19 protein-coding genes are annotated in these 20,526 nt (G+C 45.2%); 9 read left to right on the top strand and 10 right to left on the bottom strand.

Annotated features, from left to right (window positions below):
- Positions 1-20: 20 nt before the first annotated feature.
- Complete coding sequence (locus L1D37_RS04915) at positions 21-1,397, bottom strand: nucleobase:cation symporter-2 family protein (protein WP_239847092.1); 1,377 nt, start codon at positions 1,395-1,397, stop codon at positions 21-23.
- Between the two features lie 306 nt (positions 1,398-1,703).
- The gene (locus L1D37_RS04920; protein ID WP_008220945.1) at positions 1,704-2,195 is read right to left on the bottom strand and encodes a VOC family protein; all 492 of its coding nucleotides are present in this window, start codon (positions 2,193-2,195) and stop codon (positions 1,704-1,706) included.
- A gap of 489 nt (positions 2,196-2,684) precedes the next feature.
- Here L1D37_RS04920 and ahpC point away from each other — a divergent pair, with 489 nt between their 5' ends.
- Together ahpC and ahpF are read left to right on the top strand one after the other, a co-directional pair.
- The gene (gene ahpC / locus L1D37_RS04925; RefSeq protein WP_017629768.1) at positions 2,685-3,242 is read left to right on the top strand and encodes an alkyl hydroperoxide reductase subunit C; all 558 of its coding nucleotides are present in this window, start codon (positions 2,685-2,687) and stop codon (positions 3,240-3,242) included.
- Between the two features lie 199 nt (positions 3,243-3,441).
- Complete coding sequence (ahpF, locus tag L1D37_RS04930) at positions 3,442-5,034, top strand: alkyl hydroperoxide reductase subunit F (protein WP_048658237.1); 1,593 nt, start codon at positions 3,442-3,444, stop codon at positions 5,032-5,034.
- Between the two features lie 142 nt (positions 5,035-5,176).
- Here the strand turns inward: ahpF and L1D37_RS04935 are convergent, their stop codons facing one another.
- Entirely contained in the window at positions 5,177-5,776 is a 600-nt protein-coding gene (locus L1D37_RS04935; protein WP_017629766.1) for a LysE family translocator, read from the bottom strand.
- 122 nt (positions 5,777-5,898) lie between these two features.
- On the opposite strand from L1D37_RS04935, the gene L1D37_RS04940 reads away from it, so the two are divergent.
- Positions 5,899-6,384, top strand: coding sequence for an Lrp/AsnC family transcriptional regulator (locus L1D37_RS04940; RefSeq protein WP_019825927.1), 486 nt, complete (start codon positions 5,899-5,901; stop codon positions 6,382-6,384).
- Between the two features lie 112 nt (positions 6,385-6,496).
- On the opposite strand, the gene L1D37_RS04945 is transcribed toward L1D37_RS04940, so the two are convergent.
- Together L1D37_RS04945 and L1D37_RS04950 are read right to left on the bottom strand one after the other, a co-directional pair.
- On the bottom strand, positions 6,497-7,867 hold the full coding sequence (locus L1D37_RS04945; RefSeq protein WP_239847093.1) for an L-serine ammonia-lyase: 1,371 nt from the start codon (positions 7,865-7,867) through the stop codon (positions 6,497-6,499).
- A 26-nt stretch (positions 7,868-7,893) separates the two neighbouring features.
- Entirely contained in the window at positions 7,894-9,435 is a 1,542-nt protein-coding gene (locus L1D37_RS04950) for a sodium/solute symporter (RefSeq protein WP_239847095.1), read from the bottom strand.
- Between the two features lie 348 nt (positions 9,436-9,783).
- On the opposite strand from L1D37_RS04950, the gene L1D37_RS04955 reads away from it, so the two are divergent.
- The 4 genes from L1D37_RS04955 (at position 9,784) to L1D37_RS04970 (ending at position 14,773) form a co-directional block, all read left to right on the top strand.
- Positions 9,784-11,079, top strand: a complete 1,296-nt coding sequence (locus L1D37_RS04955; RefSeq protein ID WP_017629762.1) for an MFS transporter — start codon at positions 9,784-9,786, stop codon at positions 11,077-11,079.
- 143 nt (positions 11,080-11,222) lie between these two features.
- Positions 11,223-12,239 (top strand): nuclear transport factor 2 family protein, encoded by a 1,017-nt coding sequence (locus tag L1D37_RS04960; protein WP_017629761.1) that lies wholly within the window; start codon positions 11,223-11,225, stop codon positions 12,237-12,239.
- A gap of 199 nt (positions 12,240-12,438) precedes the next feature.
- Positions 12,439-13,515 carry a porin gene (locus tag L1D37_RS04965; RefSeq protein ID WP_239847097.1) on the top strand — a complete coding sequence of 359 codons (1,077 nt, stop codon included), beginning with the start codon at positions 12,439-12,441 and terminating at the stop codon, positions 13,513-13,515.
- A gap of 232 nt (positions 13,516-13,747) precedes the next feature.
- Entirely contained in the window at positions 13,748-14,773 is a 1,026-nt protein-coding gene (locus L1D37_RS04970) for a LacI family DNA-binding transcriptional regulator (RefSeq protein WP_239847099.1), read from the top strand.
- 68 nt (positions 14,774-14,841) lie between these two features.
- Here L1D37_RS04970 and L1D37_RS04975 read toward each other — a convergent pair whose 3' ends face one another.
- Both L1D37_RS04975 and L1D37_RS04980 read right to left on the bottom strand, forming a co-directional pair.
- Entirely contained in the window at positions 14,842-16,344 is a 1,503-nt protein-coding gene (locus L1D37_RS04975; RefSeq protein ID WP_239847101.1) for an arylsulfatase, read from the bottom strand.
- Positions 16,345-16,353: 9 nt separating this feature from the next.
- Positions 16,354-16,743, bottom strand: coding sequence for a DUF4345 domain-containing protein (locus L1D37_RS04980; protein WP_017631181.1), 390 nt, complete (start codon positions 16,741-16,743; stop codon positions 16,354-16,356).
- Between the two features lie 139 nt (positions 16,744-16,882).
- Here L1D37_RS04980 and L1D37_RS04985 point away from each other — a divergent pair, with 139 nt between their 5' ends.
- Entirely contained in the window at positions 16,883-17,650 is a 768-nt protein-coding gene (locus L1D37_RS04985; RefSeq protein ID WP_239847102.1) for a hypothetical protein, read from the top strand.
- Positions 17,651-18,014: 364 nt separating this feature from the next.
- Complete coding sequence (locus L1D37_RS04990; protein ID WP_239847103.1) at positions 18,015-18,581, top strand: outer membrane beta-barrel protein; 567 nt, start codon at positions 18,015-18,017, stop codon at positions 18,579-18,581.
- 46 nt (positions 18,582-18,627) lie between these two features.
- On the opposite strand, the gene L1D37_RS04995 is transcribed toward L1D37_RS04990, so the two are convergent.
- The 3 genes from L1D37_RS04995 to L1D37_RS05005 form a co-directional block, all read right to left on the bottom strand.
- On the bottom strand, positions 18,628-19,032 hold the full coding sequence (locus tag L1D37_RS04995) for a globin (RefSeq protein ID WP_017631184.1): 405 nt from the start codon (positions 19,030-19,032) through the stop codon (positions 18,628-18,630).
- A gap of 131 nt (positions 19,033-19,163) precedes the next feature.
- The gene (locus L1D37_RS05000; RefSeq protein WP_239847104.1) at positions 19,164-19,544 is read right to left on the bottom strand and encodes a VOC family protein; all 381 of its coding nucleotides are present in this window, start codon (positions 19,542-19,544) and stop codon (positions 19,164-19,166) included.
- 74 nt (positions 19,545-19,618) lie between these two features.
- Positions 19,619-20,503, bottom strand: a complete 885-nt coding sequence (locus L1D37_RS05005) for a LysR substrate-binding domain-containing protein (RefSeq protein WP_239847105.1) — start codon at positions 20,501-20,503, stop codon at positions 19,619-19,621.
- Positions 20,504-20,526 lie beyond the last annotated feature (23 nt).

Raw genomic sequence — 20,526 nt, forward strand, 5'->3', positions numbered from 1 at the left:
TTTAAACTCTAGTCAAACCACTACGCTTTACTGGTTTGTACTGAATTCGTCATCGGTTTGGTTTTGTTTTCAGGTACCAAAGACATCAACCCGGTAATCACAAGCGCAGCGATGCCCGACATCGTTACTGGTGAGCCAAATATGCTTTGCGCTAGTTTGGGTGCTTCTTTCAATAAGTCAGGCACTAGCATGACTCCAAGCCCTAAACCTAATGAGATTGCGATTGTCATGATTCTTCGGCGATCCAGCTTTTCGTTAGCAATAATCTTGATGCCCGCTGCGGCAACCGTACCGAACATCACCAATGTAGCCCCGCCCAATACTGGCTTTGGAATCGTCATTAATACCGCGCCTAAGATGGGAAATAGCCCTAACAGAAAAAGAATGGCCGCGATGAAGTAGCCAATGTAGCGGCTCGCGATTCCGGTGAAATGAATCACACCATTGTTCTGGCTGAAAGTCGTATTCGGAAAAGTGTTGAAAACAGCGGCAATAAGCGAGTTTACGCCGTCACCTAGCACGCCCGCCTTGAGTCGATTGATGTATTTTGGCCCCTTAACTGGCTGGCCTGAAAACATGCTGTTAGCGGTAAGGTCACCCGTTGTTTCAATAACAGTAATCAAGTAAATAAACGCAATAGGTAGGAAGGCTTGCCAATCAAAAGCGAAACCATATTTAAACGGGACTGGGATACTCAATAACGGTTGAGATGCAAAAGAAACCATGGGTGCTTTGCCCATCAAAATAGCAACGCCCCACCCTACAACCAGACCGACCAAAATAGACGACAGCCTTACCATCGTGTTGTTGCTTAGATTAAGTGCCACGATGGTTCCGAGCACAATCGTACCCAGCATCAGGTTACTTCCTGATCCAAAATCTTCTGCACCAACACCACCCGCAATATCAGTGACGCCAACTTTAATCAAAGAGACACCAATCGTCGTGATAACGATGCCGGTCACAACAGGCGTGATAACGACTTTAAGTTTTTCGATAAAGCGCGATAGGACGATTTCAACAAATGCACCAAAGAAACAGACACCGAAAATCGTGGCGAGCATTTCATCCGGCCCGCCTCCATTCGCTTTAACCAGAAATCCAGCCCCTAACACTGAGCCTAAGAACGCAAAGCTGGTTCCTTGGACACAGATCATCCCTGCGCCAACGGGCCCTATTTTTCTGGCTTGGATAAAGGTACCGACCCCAGACACCATCAATGCCATGCTGATCAGATAAGGAATGTGCTCACCCAACCCAAGCACACCACCAATAATGAGTGTGGGTGTGATAATACCAACGAAGCTGGCTAATACATGCTGCAGCGCCGCGTAACTGGCTGCTCTGACTGATGGTCGATCGTCTAATCCGTAGATCAATTCACTGTTCTGTTCCATGTGACTTCCTTTATGTATTTTTTATTGTATACAATTTATATAAAGGCAATAGAGCAACATATATGCCAACGGTTTAACATCATACTTATCAATCAGTTAAGTTTCATCTCTAGCCATTGCTGCACTATAGAGCAACACTATCGGCTTGTTTTAGTGCAAACGGAGAACACAAAGCACTCCTTTGACCTGGTTTATCCGTAACCTCTACCCCAATATCGCAGACACAAAAAAAGGATTGGTATCTCTACCAATCCTTTTTAGGGGGTGTTTAGGTTTTTTTAACTTATAACAGATAGATAGCGTCTATTACTCGTAATCAGTCGCGTACGTATCTTCGTATGAGTGAGAGTAGAATTCGAACAAGTTGCCAAACGGGTCTTCTAGGTAAACCATTTGTGCTTGTTTTAGTTCGTCTTCTGGGTGGTAACGGTGAATGTCCATGCGTACTTTACCACCAAACTCTTCAACGCGCTTGATAGCTGAATGAAACTGCTCTTTTGGAAGCTGTAGACAGAAGTGGAAAATACCTAGGCGAGAGAAATCAACGTTATGACGCTCTTCACGGTCAACCATTTCGAACAGCTCAACACCGATACCGTCTGAAGTTACTAGGTGAGCAATGTTGAAGCCTTTGAAGCCTTCGCCAAATACTGCAATACACATGCGGCCGATTGCTGATTCGCGCTCTTCCATCACCTTAGTGTTGTTCATTACGATTCTTAGACCTAGCGCTTTCGTGTAGAACTCTACTGCTTGGTCCATGTCGCCTACCATGATGCCTACGTGATTCATTTTCATAACTTTCTCCAATTCGTTTTTTATTCTGTGCTTTTCGAAGTCTAGCTTCGTTATTTCGTTTCGATGAAGAGAGTATAGGGAGAGACCGTGATTAACTGAAATTATCATAAATTATATTAATAATAATTTTTTGTTATTTATGGATTAATAGGAGATCTCAGCTCACTTAAAGAAACACTGTCTACATAGATGTTCACGCTCTACATAGGTACTCACACTATAAATAGACGCTCACGCTAATAGAGATAAGCCAAATGTAGAGGACAGCATAAAGAGCATAGCTCCTCAAATGGGTGAGGCTGATGTTTGATGACTTTTGCTAATCGTTTTTGTTGATAGCTTTTACCGATAGCTTTCTTCTATCAAAGATAGGATTTGCCTATTGAATCTATAGAAATGTCCGATTTCACTAATTTACGGTGCAGATGCAATATATCTCCATCGACGCGGGATAGCGTTAAACACTACAAATTAGAAAGAGAGTCCAACATGATCAACACAGAAATCAAACCATTCAACGCAACAGCATTCAAAAACGGCGAATTCGTAGAAATCACTGAGCAAGACGTTAAAGGCAAGTGGGCTGTATTCTTCTTCTACCCAGCAGACTTCACGTTTGTATGTCCAACTGAGCTAGTTGACCTACAAGAAAAATACGCAGAGCTTCAATCTCGCGGCGTAGAAGTTTACTCAGTATCAACTGACACGCACTTCTCTCACAAAGCATGGCACGATACTTCTGACAAAATCGGCACTATCGAATACTTCATGGTAGGTGACCAAACAGGCAACATCACAAACAACTTCAACGTTATGCGTGAAGGTCAAGGCCTAGCAGACCGTGCTACGTTCCTAATCGACCCAGAAGGCGTTATCCAAGCAATGGAAATTACTGCTGAAGGTATCGGCCGTGACGCTGAAGACCTACTACGCAAGGTTAAAGCAGCACAATATGTAGCCGCTAACCCAGGCGAAGTTTGCCCAGCTAAATGGAAAGAAGGCGAAGAGACTCTAGCTCCATCTCTAGACCTAGTAGGTAAGATTTAATCTAAGCCTATCTAAAAAGAACAAATAAAACGGTTCTACAGGCGCGCTTCGGCCCCCCTCCTAAAGGGCAGTTGCGCGCCACCCTTTCAAACCATCAACATCACAATATTTGCCGACTTGCGCCCCCTTTTTATTTTCCTTTTTCAGCAAGAAGGTATTGGTCAATACCAAGACACAGAATTTAAGAGCAGGCACGATTATGTTAGATCAAGCAATGAAGCAGCAGCTAAAAGCATACCTAGAAAACCTAAAAACCAATGTTCAGTTAGTGCTGAGCCTTGATGACAGCGATACCGCAAACAAACTTCAAGACCTAGCGAATGATATCGCCTCTCTCACAGACAAAATTGAAGTGACTCGAGACGACAGCGCAAGCACTCGAAGCCCTATCATGCAGGTCGTGAACCAAGAGAAAGGCACTGCGATCGGTTTCGCGGGTTTACCAATGGGCCACGAGTTCACATCATTGGTACTCGCACTGCTTCACAGTGGTGGTCACCCAATCAAGCTTGAAGCTGACGTAATCGAGCAAATTAAAGAATTAGATCAAGAACTTAATGTAGAGATTTTCATCTCACTATCGTGCCAAAACTGTCCAGAAGTGGTTCAGGCATTCAACATGATGTCGGCGATTAACCCTCTGGTTAAGACAACTATGATTGACGGCGCTGCATTCCAAGAGGAAGTGAAGTCTCGCGATATAATGGCTGTACCAAGCGTGTTCATTAACGGTGAGCTATTTGGTCAAGGACGTATGTCATTGGCTGAGATCCTTAACAAAGTTGATTCTGGCGCAGCTGAAAAGAAAGCAGCGAACCTAAATCAACAAGCACCGTTTGATGTGTTAGTTGTCGGTGGTGGCCCAGCTGGTTCTTCAGCAGCAATTTATGCAGCACGTAAAGGCATTCGTACGGGTGTGGTGGCTGACCGATTCGGTGGTCAAGTTATGGATACCATGGCAATTGAGAACTTTATCTCAGTGAAAGCGACAACGGGTCCTAAGCTAGTGGCTAGCCTAGAAGAGCACGTAAAAGAGTACGGTGTTGAAGTAATGACTGAGCAGCGCGCTGCAAACATCATTGCTGCAGAAGACACAGAAGATGGCTACATCCACGTTGAGCTAGAGAGCGGCGCAACACTGCGAGCTCGCACGGTAATCACAAGTACGGGTGCACGCTGGCGTGAAATGAACGTTCCGGGTGAGCAAGAGTACCGCAACAAAGGCGTTGCTTACTGCCCACACTGTGACGGTCCATTGTTCAAAGGCAAGAAAACAGCGGTTATCGGCGGTGGTAACTCAGGTATTGAAGCCGCTATCGACCTAGCAGGCATTGTTGAACACGTAACCGTGCTTGAATTTGCAGATACACTGCGCGCTGACCAAGTGCTTATCGACAAAGCGAACGCAACACCAAACATCGAAATCATTAAGATGGCTCAAACGACACAAGTATTGGGTGATGGAAATCGTGTAACCGGTCTGGAATACAAAGACCGTAACACAGACGAACTGAAACAAATCGAACTCGCGGGTATCTTCGTTCAAATCGGCCTAATGCCAAACAGCGAATGGTTGAAGGGAACGAAGGTAGAACTATCACCACGCGGTGAGATCGAGATTAACGCTCATGGCGCAACATCAATGAAAGGTGTATTCGCAGCGGGTGACGTAACAACCGTACCTTACAAACAGATCATCATTGCGATGGGTGAAGGTGCGAAAGCAAGTTTAGGTGCGTTTGACCACCTAATCCGTAACTCAGCTCCGGTTAAAGAGGCTGAAACCGCTTAAATCTTTTAAGCAAACATTCCTTAAAACGTTCTTGTTAACTTACGAGTTATTAGTAATTTACTAATTATTGTTAACCACTTAGTCGATTTTTAGACACCACTCCTATGGATTTAGGAGTGGTTTTTTTATTTGTAGCGACGCTTTATGCTGGTTGATAAAGCATAAAGGCAACCACTAGTGCGAGACTTCCGCCCAAACAACGGTTTACCACCATCATCTGTTTTGGTGATTGAAGCAGCTTTTTAAGCATAGTGCCGCAATACGCCCACACCAACATGCACGGTACGCCCGTGATCACCATGCCTGCAATAATGGTCACCACTTGAATCAGATAGTCTGCATTCGGAGTGATGAACTGCGAAAACACAGTTAACGAAGCAATCCAACCTTTAGGGTTCAAAACCTGAACCAACACACCCGACACAAAGCCCGAACGGTTATCGGTGGTACTCTCTTCGATTTGCATATTGGCAATCGACCATGCCATGAACAGCAAATAAGCTGCGCCCGCGTACTTCAAAATGTTGTATAGCTCTGGGTAAAGAGTGAATAGGCTCACCAAACCGACACTGGACCCTGCCAGTACGATGATGATGCCAAAAGCGTTTCCAGAGATAAAAGGCAAAGTTGCAGCAAACCCATAACGACTTGAAATCCCAAGTAATGCGATATTCCCTGCCCCAGGTGTAATTGCAATCGATGTTGAAAATAGCAAGAACGCCAGCATTAATTGAGAGCTCATTTCCTCTCACTCCTAGTAAGTAAAGTATTGATAGGGAGAGAGTTTACAGATTCGACTAGGAATTAAATTGCTATATAGGCTAATATTAATGCAAATTTGAGCAAGATTTTTCTAAAATTACCATGAAACAGAAAGAATCCACCAAAGAAGTATTAGATGACACAGATATCGCCATCTTAGGACATATCCAACAAGACGGTCGCATGAGCAACAGTAAGCTCGCCGAGAAGGTAAACCTCAGCGAAACCCCATGTTGGCGCCGTTGGAAACGCATGGAAGAAACAGGCTATATCGACGGTTATGCCGCCAAGCTCAATCGCAAGAAATTAGGCTTTCATGTGGCAGGTTTTACCTTAGTCACGCTAGGCAACCACGAAGTTGAAAACACAGAACCATTCGAAGAGTTTGTTGCCGTTACCGATTGGATTCCGATGTGTCACTGCATTGCAGGCGGTGCAGACTACATGGTGCAAGTATTAGCAAAAGATTTGGAAGAGTACTTTGAGCGTATTAGCTCAATAAGACGAGTAAAAGGTGTGAGTGCGATTCAATCCAACATCTCAGTGAAAGAACTGAAAAACAGCTATCAACTTCCTCTTGAGGACTAGTTCACTTCTTCTGACTGCCCTGTTCTTTCAGCAAAACAAAAGCCCAACACCCTAGGTTTCTAAAACTTAGGGGCTGGGCTTTGTTTGAAACGAATATCGTTATTTACGCTTTCTATTCACAAGGGTGAGCTAAATGAATCAGCGCTAAACCTCCGAGAGACGTTTCACGATACTTCTTATTCATGTCTTTACCCGTTTGGTACATGGTCGCGATGACCTTATCCAACGAGATCAAAGATTTACTATTGCGCTTCAATGCCATGCGAGACGCATTAATCGCCTTCATCGCACCCATCGCATTTCGTTCAATACACGGTACTTGTACTAAGCCACCAATCGGATCACACGTCATACCGAGTGAGTGTTCCATCGCAATCTCTGCAGCAATGCAGATCTGCTCATTACTGCCACCGCGCAGCGCCGTTAAACCCGCTGCCGCCATAGAAGATGACACACCGACTTCACCTTGGCACCCAACTTCGGCACCTGAAATCGAAGCGTTGGTTTTGTACAAAATACCAATCGCACCCGACACCGCTAAGAAGTCTTTGAGTTGCTTGGTATCCAACTCTTTAATGAAGCGATGGTAATACATCAGTACCGCAGGAATCACGCCCGCTGCACCATTGGTTGGTGACGTCACCACTTGACCACCCGCCGCGTTTTCTTCACTCACCGCAAAGGCAAACAAATTAATCCAATCCATGATTTCCATTGGATCGTTTTCAACGGCTGCATTCGCTTCTAGCTTTTTCAATAGGTTTGGCGCACGGCGAGTGACGTTCAAACCGCCATCAAGAATACCTTCCGTCTCAAAGCCACGTTCCATACAACGCGACATCACGCGCCAGATCTGGTCTGCCTTTTCTGCAATCGCATCAGAATCTTGGAAGGCCGACTCATTTTTCAGAATCATTCCACCTAGGCTCATGCCGTTGTCTTCTGCTTGTTTCAGCATTTCATCGGCATTCTTGAAAGGGTAAGTCACTTCTACCGATTCAGTTTTGGTACCATTTTGCAGCTCATCCGCGGTTGCAATAAAACCACCACCAATCGAGTAGTAGGTTTCATCGATAATCGCATTTCCAGCTTGATCAAATGCGGTAATCATCATGCCGTTTTCATGCAGGGGCAGATTGTCTTCGTGAAAAAGCATGTCGGTTTGGTAGTTAAAGCCAATCGCGTGGCTGCCACTCAATTGCATTTCACCACTGTCGATAGCGCGTCGCATCGCTTCATTAGCGCTGGTGATCTTAATCGTGTCTGGCTTATTGCCAAGCAAACCCAAGATGGTTGCTCTATCGGTGTGGTGCCCTATTCCGGTTAACGATAACGAACCATAAAGATCGACCTGAACACGCACCACCTCTGTGATTCTGTCTGCGACTAATTGAGTGAAATGGAAACCCGCAATCATTGGGCCGTTAGTGTGTGAGCTCGATGGCCCCACACCAATTTTGTAGATATCAAAGATCGATAACATAGATATACCAGTAAAGAATCGGTCAATTAAGAAAGAGCGGCATAAAGCCAATCAGGGATAACAGTACAAGCAGCGATCGTCACAACCGCAAAGACCAACAAGCCGTAATGACTCGCGGTAGGCTTAGCGAACAAGTGCTTTTGCTTGGCGATAAATTCGTGTTGTTGCTGTGTCACCTCTCCCCAGAGACGGCTCACAACAACACCTAGAACTAAGAAAACCACCGTGCCAATTAAGGCAAACCAAGGCCAAGAGATGCCACTGTATTTGGCAATAAATACCACTACGACACTGCCGATACTGCCCGCAATCACGCCTTTTTCATTCGCTTGCTTGAAGAACAACCCAAGGATGAAAGAGCCAAGGCGAATACCAACAAAAATTGAAGTTAGGCTGGCAATAGTTTTAAGCACTGATTCATTAGAGACCGCCAGTAAAGCAGGCACAACAACCGAAGCGGCAGCAACGAGGCTCATCTTTCTTGCCACCGATTCATAATGCGCATCGGAGGCTGTTTTACGGAAAAAGCGCTTATAGAAATCGAATGTCGCCACAGTTGCCATAGAGTTATAAGTAGAATCCAGTGTCGACATCGCCGCTGCCGACAATGCAGAAATCACAAGCCCAACAATGATTGGGTTAGTGTGGTTAAACACGAAATCGAGAATCACTTCATTACTGTTCTCAAAACTGGTGTCTTGATAAAAGACACTCAACAGAACGCCCATCACAGCAAAAAACAGATAGATGAAGAACGCGCCGTAACCACAAAGCAGCATGGATTTTTGCGCTGTCTGAACGTTTTTTGTCGCCAGTGTTCTTTGGATAATCAGTTGGTTAGTGCCATATACGCTCAGGTGCAAAAAGCTCACTGCCACTACACCCGCCCACAACGTGGTGTCGACGCCAAGATCAAAATCTAGGTTAATGATATTCAGATGCTCAGGAGACAACATCTCGCCCGCATCGATTTTCATCAGCAATAAAACAAAGATCGCAATGCTGCCAATAATCAATACTGCCGACTGCAGCATGTCTGTCCATATGACGGTTGAGATGCCCCCCGCATAGGTATACAAGGCGGTAAATAAACTGATGTAGATGATCGCCTCGGAGATACTCACTGGCAGCACTTGCACCAAAATCAATGCCACCGCATACAAAATCACCCCTGCCGAAATACACTGAACCACAATGAACACGATGGAATTGATCGTGCGAGCAACAACGCCAAAGCGGTGCTCTAAGTATTCATAAATCGAGGTCAGGCCAAGTTTGTAAAACACTGGAACAAAGAAAACCACAGCGAAAAAGATCACTATTGGGTAATTCAGATGTACGCTCATTGCTTCCATGCCTGAGCTATAAACCCAGCCCGGCATACCCACGAACGTCATCGCACTGATGTAGGTTGCAAGAATCGACACACCCGCCGTAAACCAACCAAATTGTTTTCCACCAGTCGAAAAATCGCCACCAACGCTATATCGCTTGTTTACTAAGTAGCTGATAAATAAAGTAGTTAATACATAAAGAGCAATAACCACAAAACTTGAGTACGTAACCATTTTTAGATTCCGTTTATTGTATTCTTCTAATCATTCGCCGCCAATATTACTCAAAATTGGATATTTTCCCTCAAAAACCCACAGTAAGTGTGAGTATTGTCACTAATATAGACGAATAAACGCTCAAAACGCCCCAAAAAGCCCAAACACACGATCTAACGGGATCCAGATCACTAAAATACACAAAATGGGTACGCACTCATTTTAAAATTGACTTTGATCACGGATCTAATAACCACAAAAACTCTATTATCTCTCCCGAAACGAAGACGGTGTGGTGAATATCAATAACCACTGCACAATAATCAAAACTAAAACCACCCTATATAAAATAAAGGTTTATCGGTCATGACTACTAAAAAACACATGAGCGAAGTTCCTATGATTCAAAGGGTAGCTGCTTATCTTGCAATTCTAGTGGGCTACTTTTTCTATTGTTATAACTTTGTAATTATTGACTACGTACGCCCATACATCGTTGATGCGTATGATGGTATTAACTTGGCGGATACCGCTCAGTTCTATACATGGCAGTCGGTTGGCGCACTGATTGGTGCCCTAAGCTGTGCATGGGTGGCATCAAACTTTGGTAAGAAATCGACTCTTATTGTCATCACTGCACTAAACGGTGGCGCAACCATCATCAACATGATGTTTACCGACTACGCGATGTGGGCAGCGATGCGTTTCATCATCGGTATTTCTTTGGGTGGTTACTTCACAGTAGCAGTAAGCCTGATGATCGGCCTATTCACACCAACCGTTCGCGGTAAGTTGACGGCATTCGCTTCTTCTATGTTCTCAGTTGCGTTAATGGCAATGGGTGCGTACGCAGCGTTCATTTCTAGCATCGACGCACCTTGGCAGAGCCTAATGTGGGTGGGTGGTATTCCTCCTCTAGTTGCTGCTGCACTGATGATCTTCATCCTGCCTAGCGACAAGAAAGTGATCGCCTACGGTGAAGAAGATCAAGCCGCGGCTGAAGCATCTAACGCACCAGCGAAGAAAGGTTCTTGGGGTGAAATGCTAAGCGCACCATACCGTAAGCTAACGATCACTTGTCTATTACTGGCTGGCCTTAACTTCTACGGCTACCAATTTTTCTCTGGCTTCGTGACAACGTACCTAAAAGATGTTCGCCAATTTGACGGTGCGACCATCGGCATCATCTTCTCTATCTCGGCATTCGGTTCTCTATTCGGTGCTTGGGTATGGGGTGCAATCGCCGATAAATACGGCCGTAAAGTGAACGCGTTTGGTTTCATCCTTGCGGGTGTAATGGCTTCAGTATTCTTTGTCGCACCAAGCGACGTGATGATCGGCAGCCTAAACATGCTGGCTATCCTAGGTCTTATCTACAACTTCGGTCTGTCTGCTTCTGCAGTATGGGGTGGTTACTTCTCAGAATTGTTCCCAGCTCACCTACGTAGCTTCGGTGCAGCTCTATTCCACGGCGGTCGTATCATCGGCATGTGGGCACCAATGGTGTTGGTATTCATTCAAGAGCGCAGCGACCTTGCGACAGCAATGTGGGGCTCACCAATCGTATGGATTGTGGCTGGTCTACTGTGGCTATCACTACCAGAAACATTGAAAGGCGGCATCTTCGACAAGAGCAAAAAAGCGGAAACAGCAAAAGCTTAATCTCCTTTAGTTGAAACCTCAAAAAGTTGAACGCCTCTAAAGACACGAAACAAACATCAAGCCGGCTGAATAGTCAGCCGGTAAAAAAATCCAAATCGAGTCCTGTTCCGAATGTTGACTCGACAACAAAAAGAGAATGAATTATGTCTAAATATCAAGAAGCTAAACGCATTGTTCGCGAATACTTTGATGCAATGGAAAACGCAACTCACGAGAACGTTGCTGAAGTTCTAAAAGCACACACTTCTGAAGATTACTTGTGGCGCGGTGTTTACCCATTCCGTGAGCAAGAAGGCGCACAAGCAGCAGCTGACGTTTTCTGGGCTCCAATGATGAAATCAATGACTCGCATGCAGCGTCGTCAAGACATCTTCATCGGTGGTAACAACGAAGTTAACCCAGATGAGATTTGGGTAATGAGCATGGGTCACTTCATGGGTCTATTCGACGCTGAATACCTAGGCATGCGCCCAACTGGCAAGATCATGAACGTTCGCTACGCAGAATTTAACTGTGTGGTTGATGGCAAAATCACTAAGACTGGCCTGTTCCTAGATCTACTAGGCATGATGGACCAAGCGGGTTGCTACCCACTTCCACCATCAACAGGTAAGCACTTCGTATACCCTGGTCCACGTAACCACGATGGCCTGTTGTTTGAAGATGCAGATCCAGAAGAAGGCGTTGCAACACTAGCGCTAGTAAACAAAATGGTTGATGACCTTTCAGCTCTAAACGACAGCGGCGCGATGGGTTGCCCACCAGAAGTACTAGCGAAGAGCTGGTCAAAAGACATGATTTGGTACGGCCCATGTGGTATCGGTGCGTCTTACACAATTCCTCGCTACCAACAGCAGCACCAACTTCCTTTCCGTAACAACCTGAAAGACAAGAAGTTCAACGGCCACGTTTGTCGTTTCGCTGAAGGTAACTTCTCTTGTTTCTTCGGTTGGCCAAACCTATCAAACACACCAACAGGTGGCTTCCTAGGTATGACTGGCGGCGAAGTACGCGCAAACATGCAAGTGGTTGACGTTTACTACCGTGACGGTGACAAACTGTCTGAAAACTGGGTTCTTATCGACCTTCCTTACTGGCTACAACAGCAAGGTCTAGACGTTTTCGAACGTACTTCAACCATCATGAACCCAACGCTGTAACTGTGTCCTATTGTCTATCTAGTCCATACCTACACTAGATAAACATGACTGCCGAGGGCTCCTTCTCGTCCTCGGCAACTTGCTCCACCCAAGATAACCAACTTGTGCCTAACGGATGGGCACACCCTGCCAAACCATTACCTATATAACGGGCTTGAAAGCACGGCGGCTTTCTACGGCCTGAATAAAGAGAATAACAATGAAAAAGTCGATTCTTTCAGCAGTGATCCTGACAGCACTTACTTCGGGTTCTGCTTTTGCTGCACACACTTTTACCAATGACGCGGGCGACAGCCTGACTCTAGATGGCCGTTTTGACGTTCGTTACCAAGACAAAGGTGGCGATCACAATGGCGAATGGAACAGCGGTAGTTCTCGTTTCGGCCTTAAAGGTCAAATGGCACTAGACAACGACTGGACTGGCTTTGGCCATGCCGAGTGGGGTTACAACTCAGGTGCTAACGGCGACAATATTTACGACCGACTTCTATACGCTGGCGTAGAGCACGAAAAATACGGCAAGATTGCGGCGGGTACTAAACAGTGGTCTACCTTCTACGATGTGGCTTGGTTCACCGATATGGGCCGTGTATTCGGTTCACGTGGTTCTGGCTACTACAACCTATCTGACTGGGGTATTGCTTCTGGTACAGGCCGTGCCGAGAACTCAATTACTTACCGCAACAACATCAACGACAACTGGAAATACGGCTTCACTTACCAAACCACTCGTGAAGATGTTGGCCTAGCTGACGGTTTAACCGCAACGCTGAAAAACGGTATGGGTGCATCAACGCTTTACACTGTGATGGATGGCTTAACCATTGGTTTGGCTTACCACCAGAATGAGTTTGATGATGTTGATGCAGGCGTGCAAAACATCAAAGATGGCGATACACAGCGCATCGGTTTGTTGGGTGTGAACTACACCAATGATGGCCTATTTGTTGGTTTCACTTACAGCCAAGGCTCAAACTGGGAAACCACCAGCCAAGCTGAATTCTACGACCACCGTGGTGCTGAATTCTTCACGTACTACCACTTTGAAAACGGTCTGCGTCCAACCTTTAACGTTAACTACTTAACGGACACAGACAACAACGCTAACGGTTACGAACGTCAGCTGATTATCCCTGGCCTTGAGTACCACTTTAAGAAAAACAAGTTCTTAGTGTGGACGGAATACCAATTCGACAACGGCAACGACAAGTCAGTGGGTAACCGTTACGAAAACAGCGACGACCAATTCGCTGCAGGTATTCGTTACTACTTCTAATGGCTGAATAAGGCGTTAGATAAGTAAGAAGTATTGAACAACACTGTCCAACTAAAGCTCTACAATCTGCTGATGTATGTACGTAGAGCTTTCTTTTGGGTCATACCCAAGATAACACCCAACAACCTCAGTTAGCCCTTATCTTTCATAACATTCTCATGCATTGCTTTTTTGAATACGTACCTATCTATGATACTCTGTAGGCCGTTAAATTGGCTTAAAAGCATGGTCTATGAACTCACCAAAACACTCCACGGCGTCAAAGCCAACCGTTACTTCAAAAGATGTCGCTAAGCTTGCTGGCGTTTCTCAATCTACCGTTTCTCGTGTATTTGTTCCGGGCAGTTCGGTATCTGAAAAGACCAAGCAGAAAGTATTTGAAGCCGCGAAAGCACTCAACTATCGCCCGAATGCCTTTGCTCGAAGCCTAACCACCAACGAGTCTAAATTGATTGGATTAGTCTTCCCTGATGCTGACTACCCAATTCACATGAAAACCCTGCAGCTCATCTCTACTGAGTTACAAAAACAGGGCTATTCTGCGGTGCTTATCCCCTGGCAAGTCGATGGTAATGACAACCACTCGATTCCTAACATCTTTCAGTATCGAGTTGATGGTGTGATTGCCGCTTCTGCGACGTTCAATAAGTCGCTTTATGAAGAGTGTGAAGAGTTCGATATCCCTATTGTTCAGTATGCTCGTGTAGTTGAAGGCACTAAGAGCAGCCATGTGGTGAGCGATAACTATGCAGCAGGGCAAGTTGCTGCTCAGCATTTACATAGCGTTGGAACAAAGTCCGCGGTTTACCTGACAGGTAACGTACCGACTTACACCAATGGCGAACGTGAAGCGGGCTTTTGTTCAGAGTTCGAAGACCTAACAGGCAAGCAAGCTCGTGTTGTTGAAGCGGATTATGACTACCTTGATTCACTGGATACGATTCGCGCTCTGTTTTCCGAGCCGACACAGCCGCAAGCGATATTCTGTGCGACAGATAACCTCGCAATGGCTGTTATGGATGTAGCGCGTTTAGAGTTCAATCTGCGTATTCCTGAAGATCTGCAAGTGATTGGTTTTGATGACATTCCACAGACTCAGTGGTTGAACTACCAACTCACCACCTTCAAGCAGGATTTCAGACGCCTTGCCCGCGAGTCAGTGAAAATTGTCGTTAGCCAAATTCAAGAGCAAGACACCAGCTTGGTTAAATTGATGGTGCCAGTGAAGTTTATAGAGCGAAAAACAACGCTAAAATAGAGCAAAAGTTAAGACGTATTCCAATAAAAATCCCACTCACACAGAGCGGGACTTTTTATGATATTTAACTAATTCCCCACACCTCCGGTTTTCTCAGCCGGAGATTCAGGTGTGACCGGCGGCCACTCTTCGAAGGTTGCTAAGTGTTGCTGAATAGCAGCTTGAGCAGGACCAAATGCCCACATCTTCTGCCCCATCCATTTCAGGTACATGCCTGATTCTTCCGCAGCTCGCTCGTAAGGGTCGCGGCGCAGGTTGAACAGTAGTGGTGCATTAAGCTCTTCTTTAGGACCGCTCCAACCATGATTCTGAACCACGAAGTGCGCTTTCCAATCCCCAACTCGAACGGCTTGTAGCTTGTCTCGCTCGTAGTAGTAAATCTCTTTACGATTCGACTCACCTTTTTCCGTCAACATATCGACTTGGTTGTAACCATCGAGGTGTGCTTTAAAACCATCGTGACCTTTCAACATTTTCTCTTTCAGATCTGTTGGGCCACCCGCCGCTGCAATCAGTGTTGGTAACCAATCCATGCCGTCAAAGATGCCATTGCCGACACTGCCAGCTGGGATTTTACCCGGCCAGCTCACCAATGCAGGCGCACGAACACCACCTTCCCATGTTGTGCCTTTTTCGCCATGGAACGGTGTCATACCGCCATCTGGCCATGTCATGATTTCAGGACCATTATCGGCCGTGAAAATGATGATGGTGTTATCTGCAATGCCGAGTTCTTCCATTTTGGCAAGCATCTCACCAACGTGATCATCGAGATCTTTCATCACCACTTCTTGCAGTCCCCACCCGTTCTGGCCGAGCATGGCTTCATACTCTTCCGAAAGGTGCGTCCAAACATGACCTCGTGATGGGCAATACCAAGTAAAGAATGGCTTCTCCGCTTCAACCGCCCTTTCGATGAAGTTGATAGCGTGTTTATTGACTTCATCATCCAGTGTACGCATACGCTCAATCGACAGCGCACCATCATCCTCAATGGTTTGTCCGCCCTTACCATCCGATCTTGAATAGATCACGTTACGAGGTGCAAAGGCATCGAGCGATCCATCTTTTGGCCAATCCGGGTCTTCGGTGTATTCCATCGCATTCAAGTGATACAACCAGCCCCAATATTCATCAAAACCGTGCATTGTCGGTAGGAATTCATCTCGGTCACCTAAATGGTTTTTACCAAACTGCCCCGTCACATACCCCATGCTCTTAAGCATTTCTGGAAGCGTTGGGGTATCTGCACTCAAACCCACAGGGCCACCCGGTAACCCAACCGAGTGCATGCCCGTTCGTACTGGTAATTGCCCAGTTAAGAAGGCGGAACGACCCGCGGTACACGAAGGTTGAGCGTAGTAATCGGTGAGTAACATGCCCTTCTCGGCAATGCTGTCGATATTTGGTGTTTCGCTGCTCATCACGCCATTGTGATAGGCACTTAAGTTTGAGATCCCCACATCATCAGTGAAGATAACAAAGATATTTGGCTGCTCTTGAGCTGACCATGCTGATAGCGAAAAGCTACTCAACACACTCAGGATAAGAAGATGGAAAATCCTTTTCATAGAATGTCCTTATACTGTTTCAGATTGTTCGTTATGAATCATTTTTAAACCGACTAAGCCAAAGCCCAGTTCCAAGATCAGATAGACGAAAAGTAGCCAATGCGGCATGCCATCCACCACCAAACTGATGACTCGTCCGGCAGCTAAACCCAACATGAAAACCACCAAACTATAGAGCGCTGGCAGCCGATACTTTTTGAACAGTGCGCCAAACACCCAAAACAACGCCAGAGCCAAATAAAGCCCCATTACTGCACGAAAGATATGAGTCACATTGATAGGGCTCGCGTCGATCCCAAAAAGGTAATCAAGAGAGACAACTGGCGCATAGCCGTAAGACAACGCAATGGGTGTTAGTCCCACAACTGCAACTAACAGGAAAATACTTTGTGGCTTCATACCCTTACTCTCAAAATTTGGCTCTTTAAAAAAAACATAGTCTACAATCAGGGATATACAAGTTGCATATAATCAAAGTAACTCAAAGATCTAATCATTCGTTAAGGCGCATTTTCACATCGAATATAGGGATATCAATATGGCCAAGTGGCATTACCTAATCGCACCAATGTTAGTTGTCAGTTCAACCGTTATTGCTCAAGAAGCAAGCTCAGAAACGAGCATGAAAAAATGGCAACACAGCATTGAGATCTATGCTCAAGCTCTGAATATTCGTGGTGATACCACCATTGGAAATCTATCTAGCGATGTGGATGTAGACCCAGCATTCATCATGGATAATTTAGATATAGGCGCGATGCTTCGCCTTGAAGGCATTTATGACAATCAATGGGGTTACTACCTTGATTACAGCTTTATGGATCTAAGTGCTAAGTCCAACTCAGTCATAGGCAATGCGGGGATCCTCAATGGTAAACTTGAGATTAGGCAAGGCGTGTTAGAGGCAAAAGGTTTCAAACGTTACCAATACGATATTGGTAATATTGATTACATGGTCGGATTACGATGGTGGGACAACGATATTGATTCGAAGCTCTATACAAGCAACGGAACAACTTTGAATTCAAGGTCTTTGGAGGAAGATTGGATTGATTACCTTATCGGGGTTCGTTGGACCAAAGCGCTCCACAAAAATTGGATGGTACACACTAGCCTAGACATAGGACTTGGCAGCGATACTGACTTTACCAGCTCTTTATTAACTGGGGTTCGCTATCAAATCAACGATTGGTCAGATTTAAACATCGCGTACAAATCCACTTGGGTTGATTACGAAAACAAAGGCACTTATGAATACGATACAGCGACACAAGGTTTCTTAGTGGGCTGGGCTGCTCACTTTTAATCCAACTTTAGCGGCTGATTGATGAACCTCTCACGCTAGGTTTCGCATGGGGCGTTTAATACTTATTAAAATGTTGCCTCCACATGATCTAAGTTCCAGCGATAGCTCAATCGCTGGGACTCATTTCAACCAATGTGAACTATTCCATTCAACAGAGAAAAACACCTATAAATCAAACACAAACACTCACCAAAACACCAGTCTCAGATCTAAAAAAATATCTTTTTTAAACTAAAAAACCAATCTTCAGATTTTGATTAATTTAATCTTTATTGAATATCTCACACAGCATTTGAACAGTGTTTTTTATTTTCAAAATGTCGCTAGAATCCTCTCCCGAAATATACAAACTTCGGAGAATAATATGAAAAAACTACGCTTAGCAGCACTGACTTCTTTGGTGGCGATGGCAGCCACTTCGGCATTCGCGTCAAATGAGATGTATGTATTAGGTGGTGTCGCGATAGACAACAATGACATTGGTGGCGAATTCACATTCGGTAGTCAGATTGTACAAAGTAACTGGTATATTGAATCATCATTGCTCTTAATCAACGCCAATGACAAATACGGGTATACCAACAACCCAGCAATCACAGTCGAGCAAGATTTAGATTCCTTACTTGTTTCAGTAGCACCTATGTACAAACACAACATCAACAATAATTTTGCTATTTACGGCAAGCTAGGGGCTTACCATATAAAGTCAGAAATAAAATCAACATATGGAGACGGAAGAAGCAGTAAGAGCTCTACAGTTAACTTCGGCGCAACTTACGGGATTGGCGCAGAGTACAAGTCTCAAACGCCAATATTCGGTCACTCTCTATTCCTAGCTCGTGTTGGATATGATTGGTATGAGTTCCGTAGTGGTGACGCTTGGCATAACAGAGATTCAACCTTCGGTATCCAAGCTGGCTTAACCTTTTAAGCGTTATAATACCATTAAGATAAGTAAGCCTTGTGCTAAACAGGGCTTATTTAACGACACACTCTTTCTTCATGATCGTTAAACCAGCATCGAGAGTCTGCGCCCACGCTTGTTCAACTTGATCATTATAGTGCGGGTCGTACTTCTTGACGGTATTCAGTAATGAGTGAAACCACTCGTTGAGCTCTTGTTCTGAAATGTCCATCCCGAGATCTTTGTGTTGCTTACCAAGCCTTTTTACGGAGCTCCGCACACTGGGTAAACCAGAAGAGTTATAAATCAGGATGATTGAGGCTTTGAGCATCTTAGTTTGTTGCTCCAGCCCTATATTTTCAAAACGCTCTGAAAACCTAGGGTTATGCTCACAGAAATCAGCCAAGAATGTTTCTAGGAATTCTTGGTCGATTCTGCAACGCTCAAAGCTCTCATAAAACAGTTCGTTTGGTGTCATCTAGACAATCCTTTGCAATGGTTCGTTCGCACTGAACAACCGAGATGACTTAATTATACGCCACTGTGGCATAAAATGAACTATGCCTTAAACCGAACTGAGGCATAACGTGAACTGAGGATTAAGGATAGCTAAGGCATAAAGTGAGTTGCACAGATCTTGTTTCCATCAGGATCTCGCAAATAAGCCATGTAAAGTCGGCGCTCGTCAGAACCTCTCGCACCCGGGCCATTTTCAATGCTCGTGCCACCATTTTCTACGCCAACACGATGCCATTCGTCCACCAGCTCAGGAGAAGATGCTAGGAAGCCGATCGTCATACCATTGCCATGCGTTGCAGGCTGGCCATCGATCGGTTTGGTTAAACCTAATACACCAGTTTGACTCACGTAAATGCAGCGACCTTTAGGGTCAACAGAACCTTCGCTGTAGCCAAGCACCTTCATGATTGGGTCATAGAAAGACTTCGCGCGTTCAATATCTTCGGTTCCAAGAAAAACATGGCTGAACATAACTAACCTCTTCTTATAGTGAAAGAACATCCTAAACTAGACCCTTAGTTCCGGTTTGTCTAGAGGCGCCTCTACTACAACTGCCGCTTCATCCATTGAGCAAAAACCTGGAACTTGGTGCGTTGTTCCATCCCTTTCGGGCACACCAAATCATAGCCCTTACCAGATTCAATACTCATCAATGGAGCCACTAACAGCCCCTGCTCTATTTGCGGTTTCATGAACTCTAAACGCCCTAATGCGACGCCCATCGACAATATTGCAGCATCCATTGCTAGGCGGTTATCACTGTAGTAGTCGCACATTAGCGTGCAATCGACATCACTTTGCTCTTCAGCTAGCCAGCGTTGCCAAGAGGTGACATCTCCACTATGAATAAATTGCACACCCGCTAATTGTTGGGAGCCCTTATCAAGGTTAAACCTCTTGGCATATTCAGGACTACACACAGGCGTTCTAACCCCGGAAAAAAGCCGCTCGCTGTAATGATTGGGGTAGTGACCCTCGCTGTAAAAAATCGCCACGTCATAAGGTTCAAATTGGAAATCAGATTGGTTCTGTTTGGTTTGCAGTTTCAGGCTTAAGCTTGGGTAGAGTTTTCTAAACTCAGGCAGTCGTGGCATCAACCAAGAAGATGCAAAATAAGGAGAAGTTGCGATATAAAGCTCACCACTCAGCTCACCCGTTTGAATATCCATCAGCTCTGAGAATATCGATTCAAAAGAGACATTAAGCATAGATAGAACTCTTTGCCCTTCGGGTGTGAGTTCCAGCTTGCGAGTTTTGCGCACGAATAAGCTGAATTTCAGCTGCTGCTCCAACTTTTTAATACGATGACTGACGCCACCCTGAGTTAAAAACAGCTCATCAGCAGCTACAGTAAAACTCAAATGTTTGGCAGCGACACTGAATGTGTGCAGCAATGACAGCGTTTGCTGTCTGTTCTCAAACAACCCCATGGATTACTCCTGATAATTCATAT

Origin of the sequence: Vibrio sp. Isolate33 (genome assembly GCF_022397895.1) — a bacterium.
GTDB classification, from domain to species: Bacteria; Pseudomonadota; Gammaproteobacteria; order Enterobacterales; family Vibrionaceae; genus Vibrio; species Vibrio pomeroyi.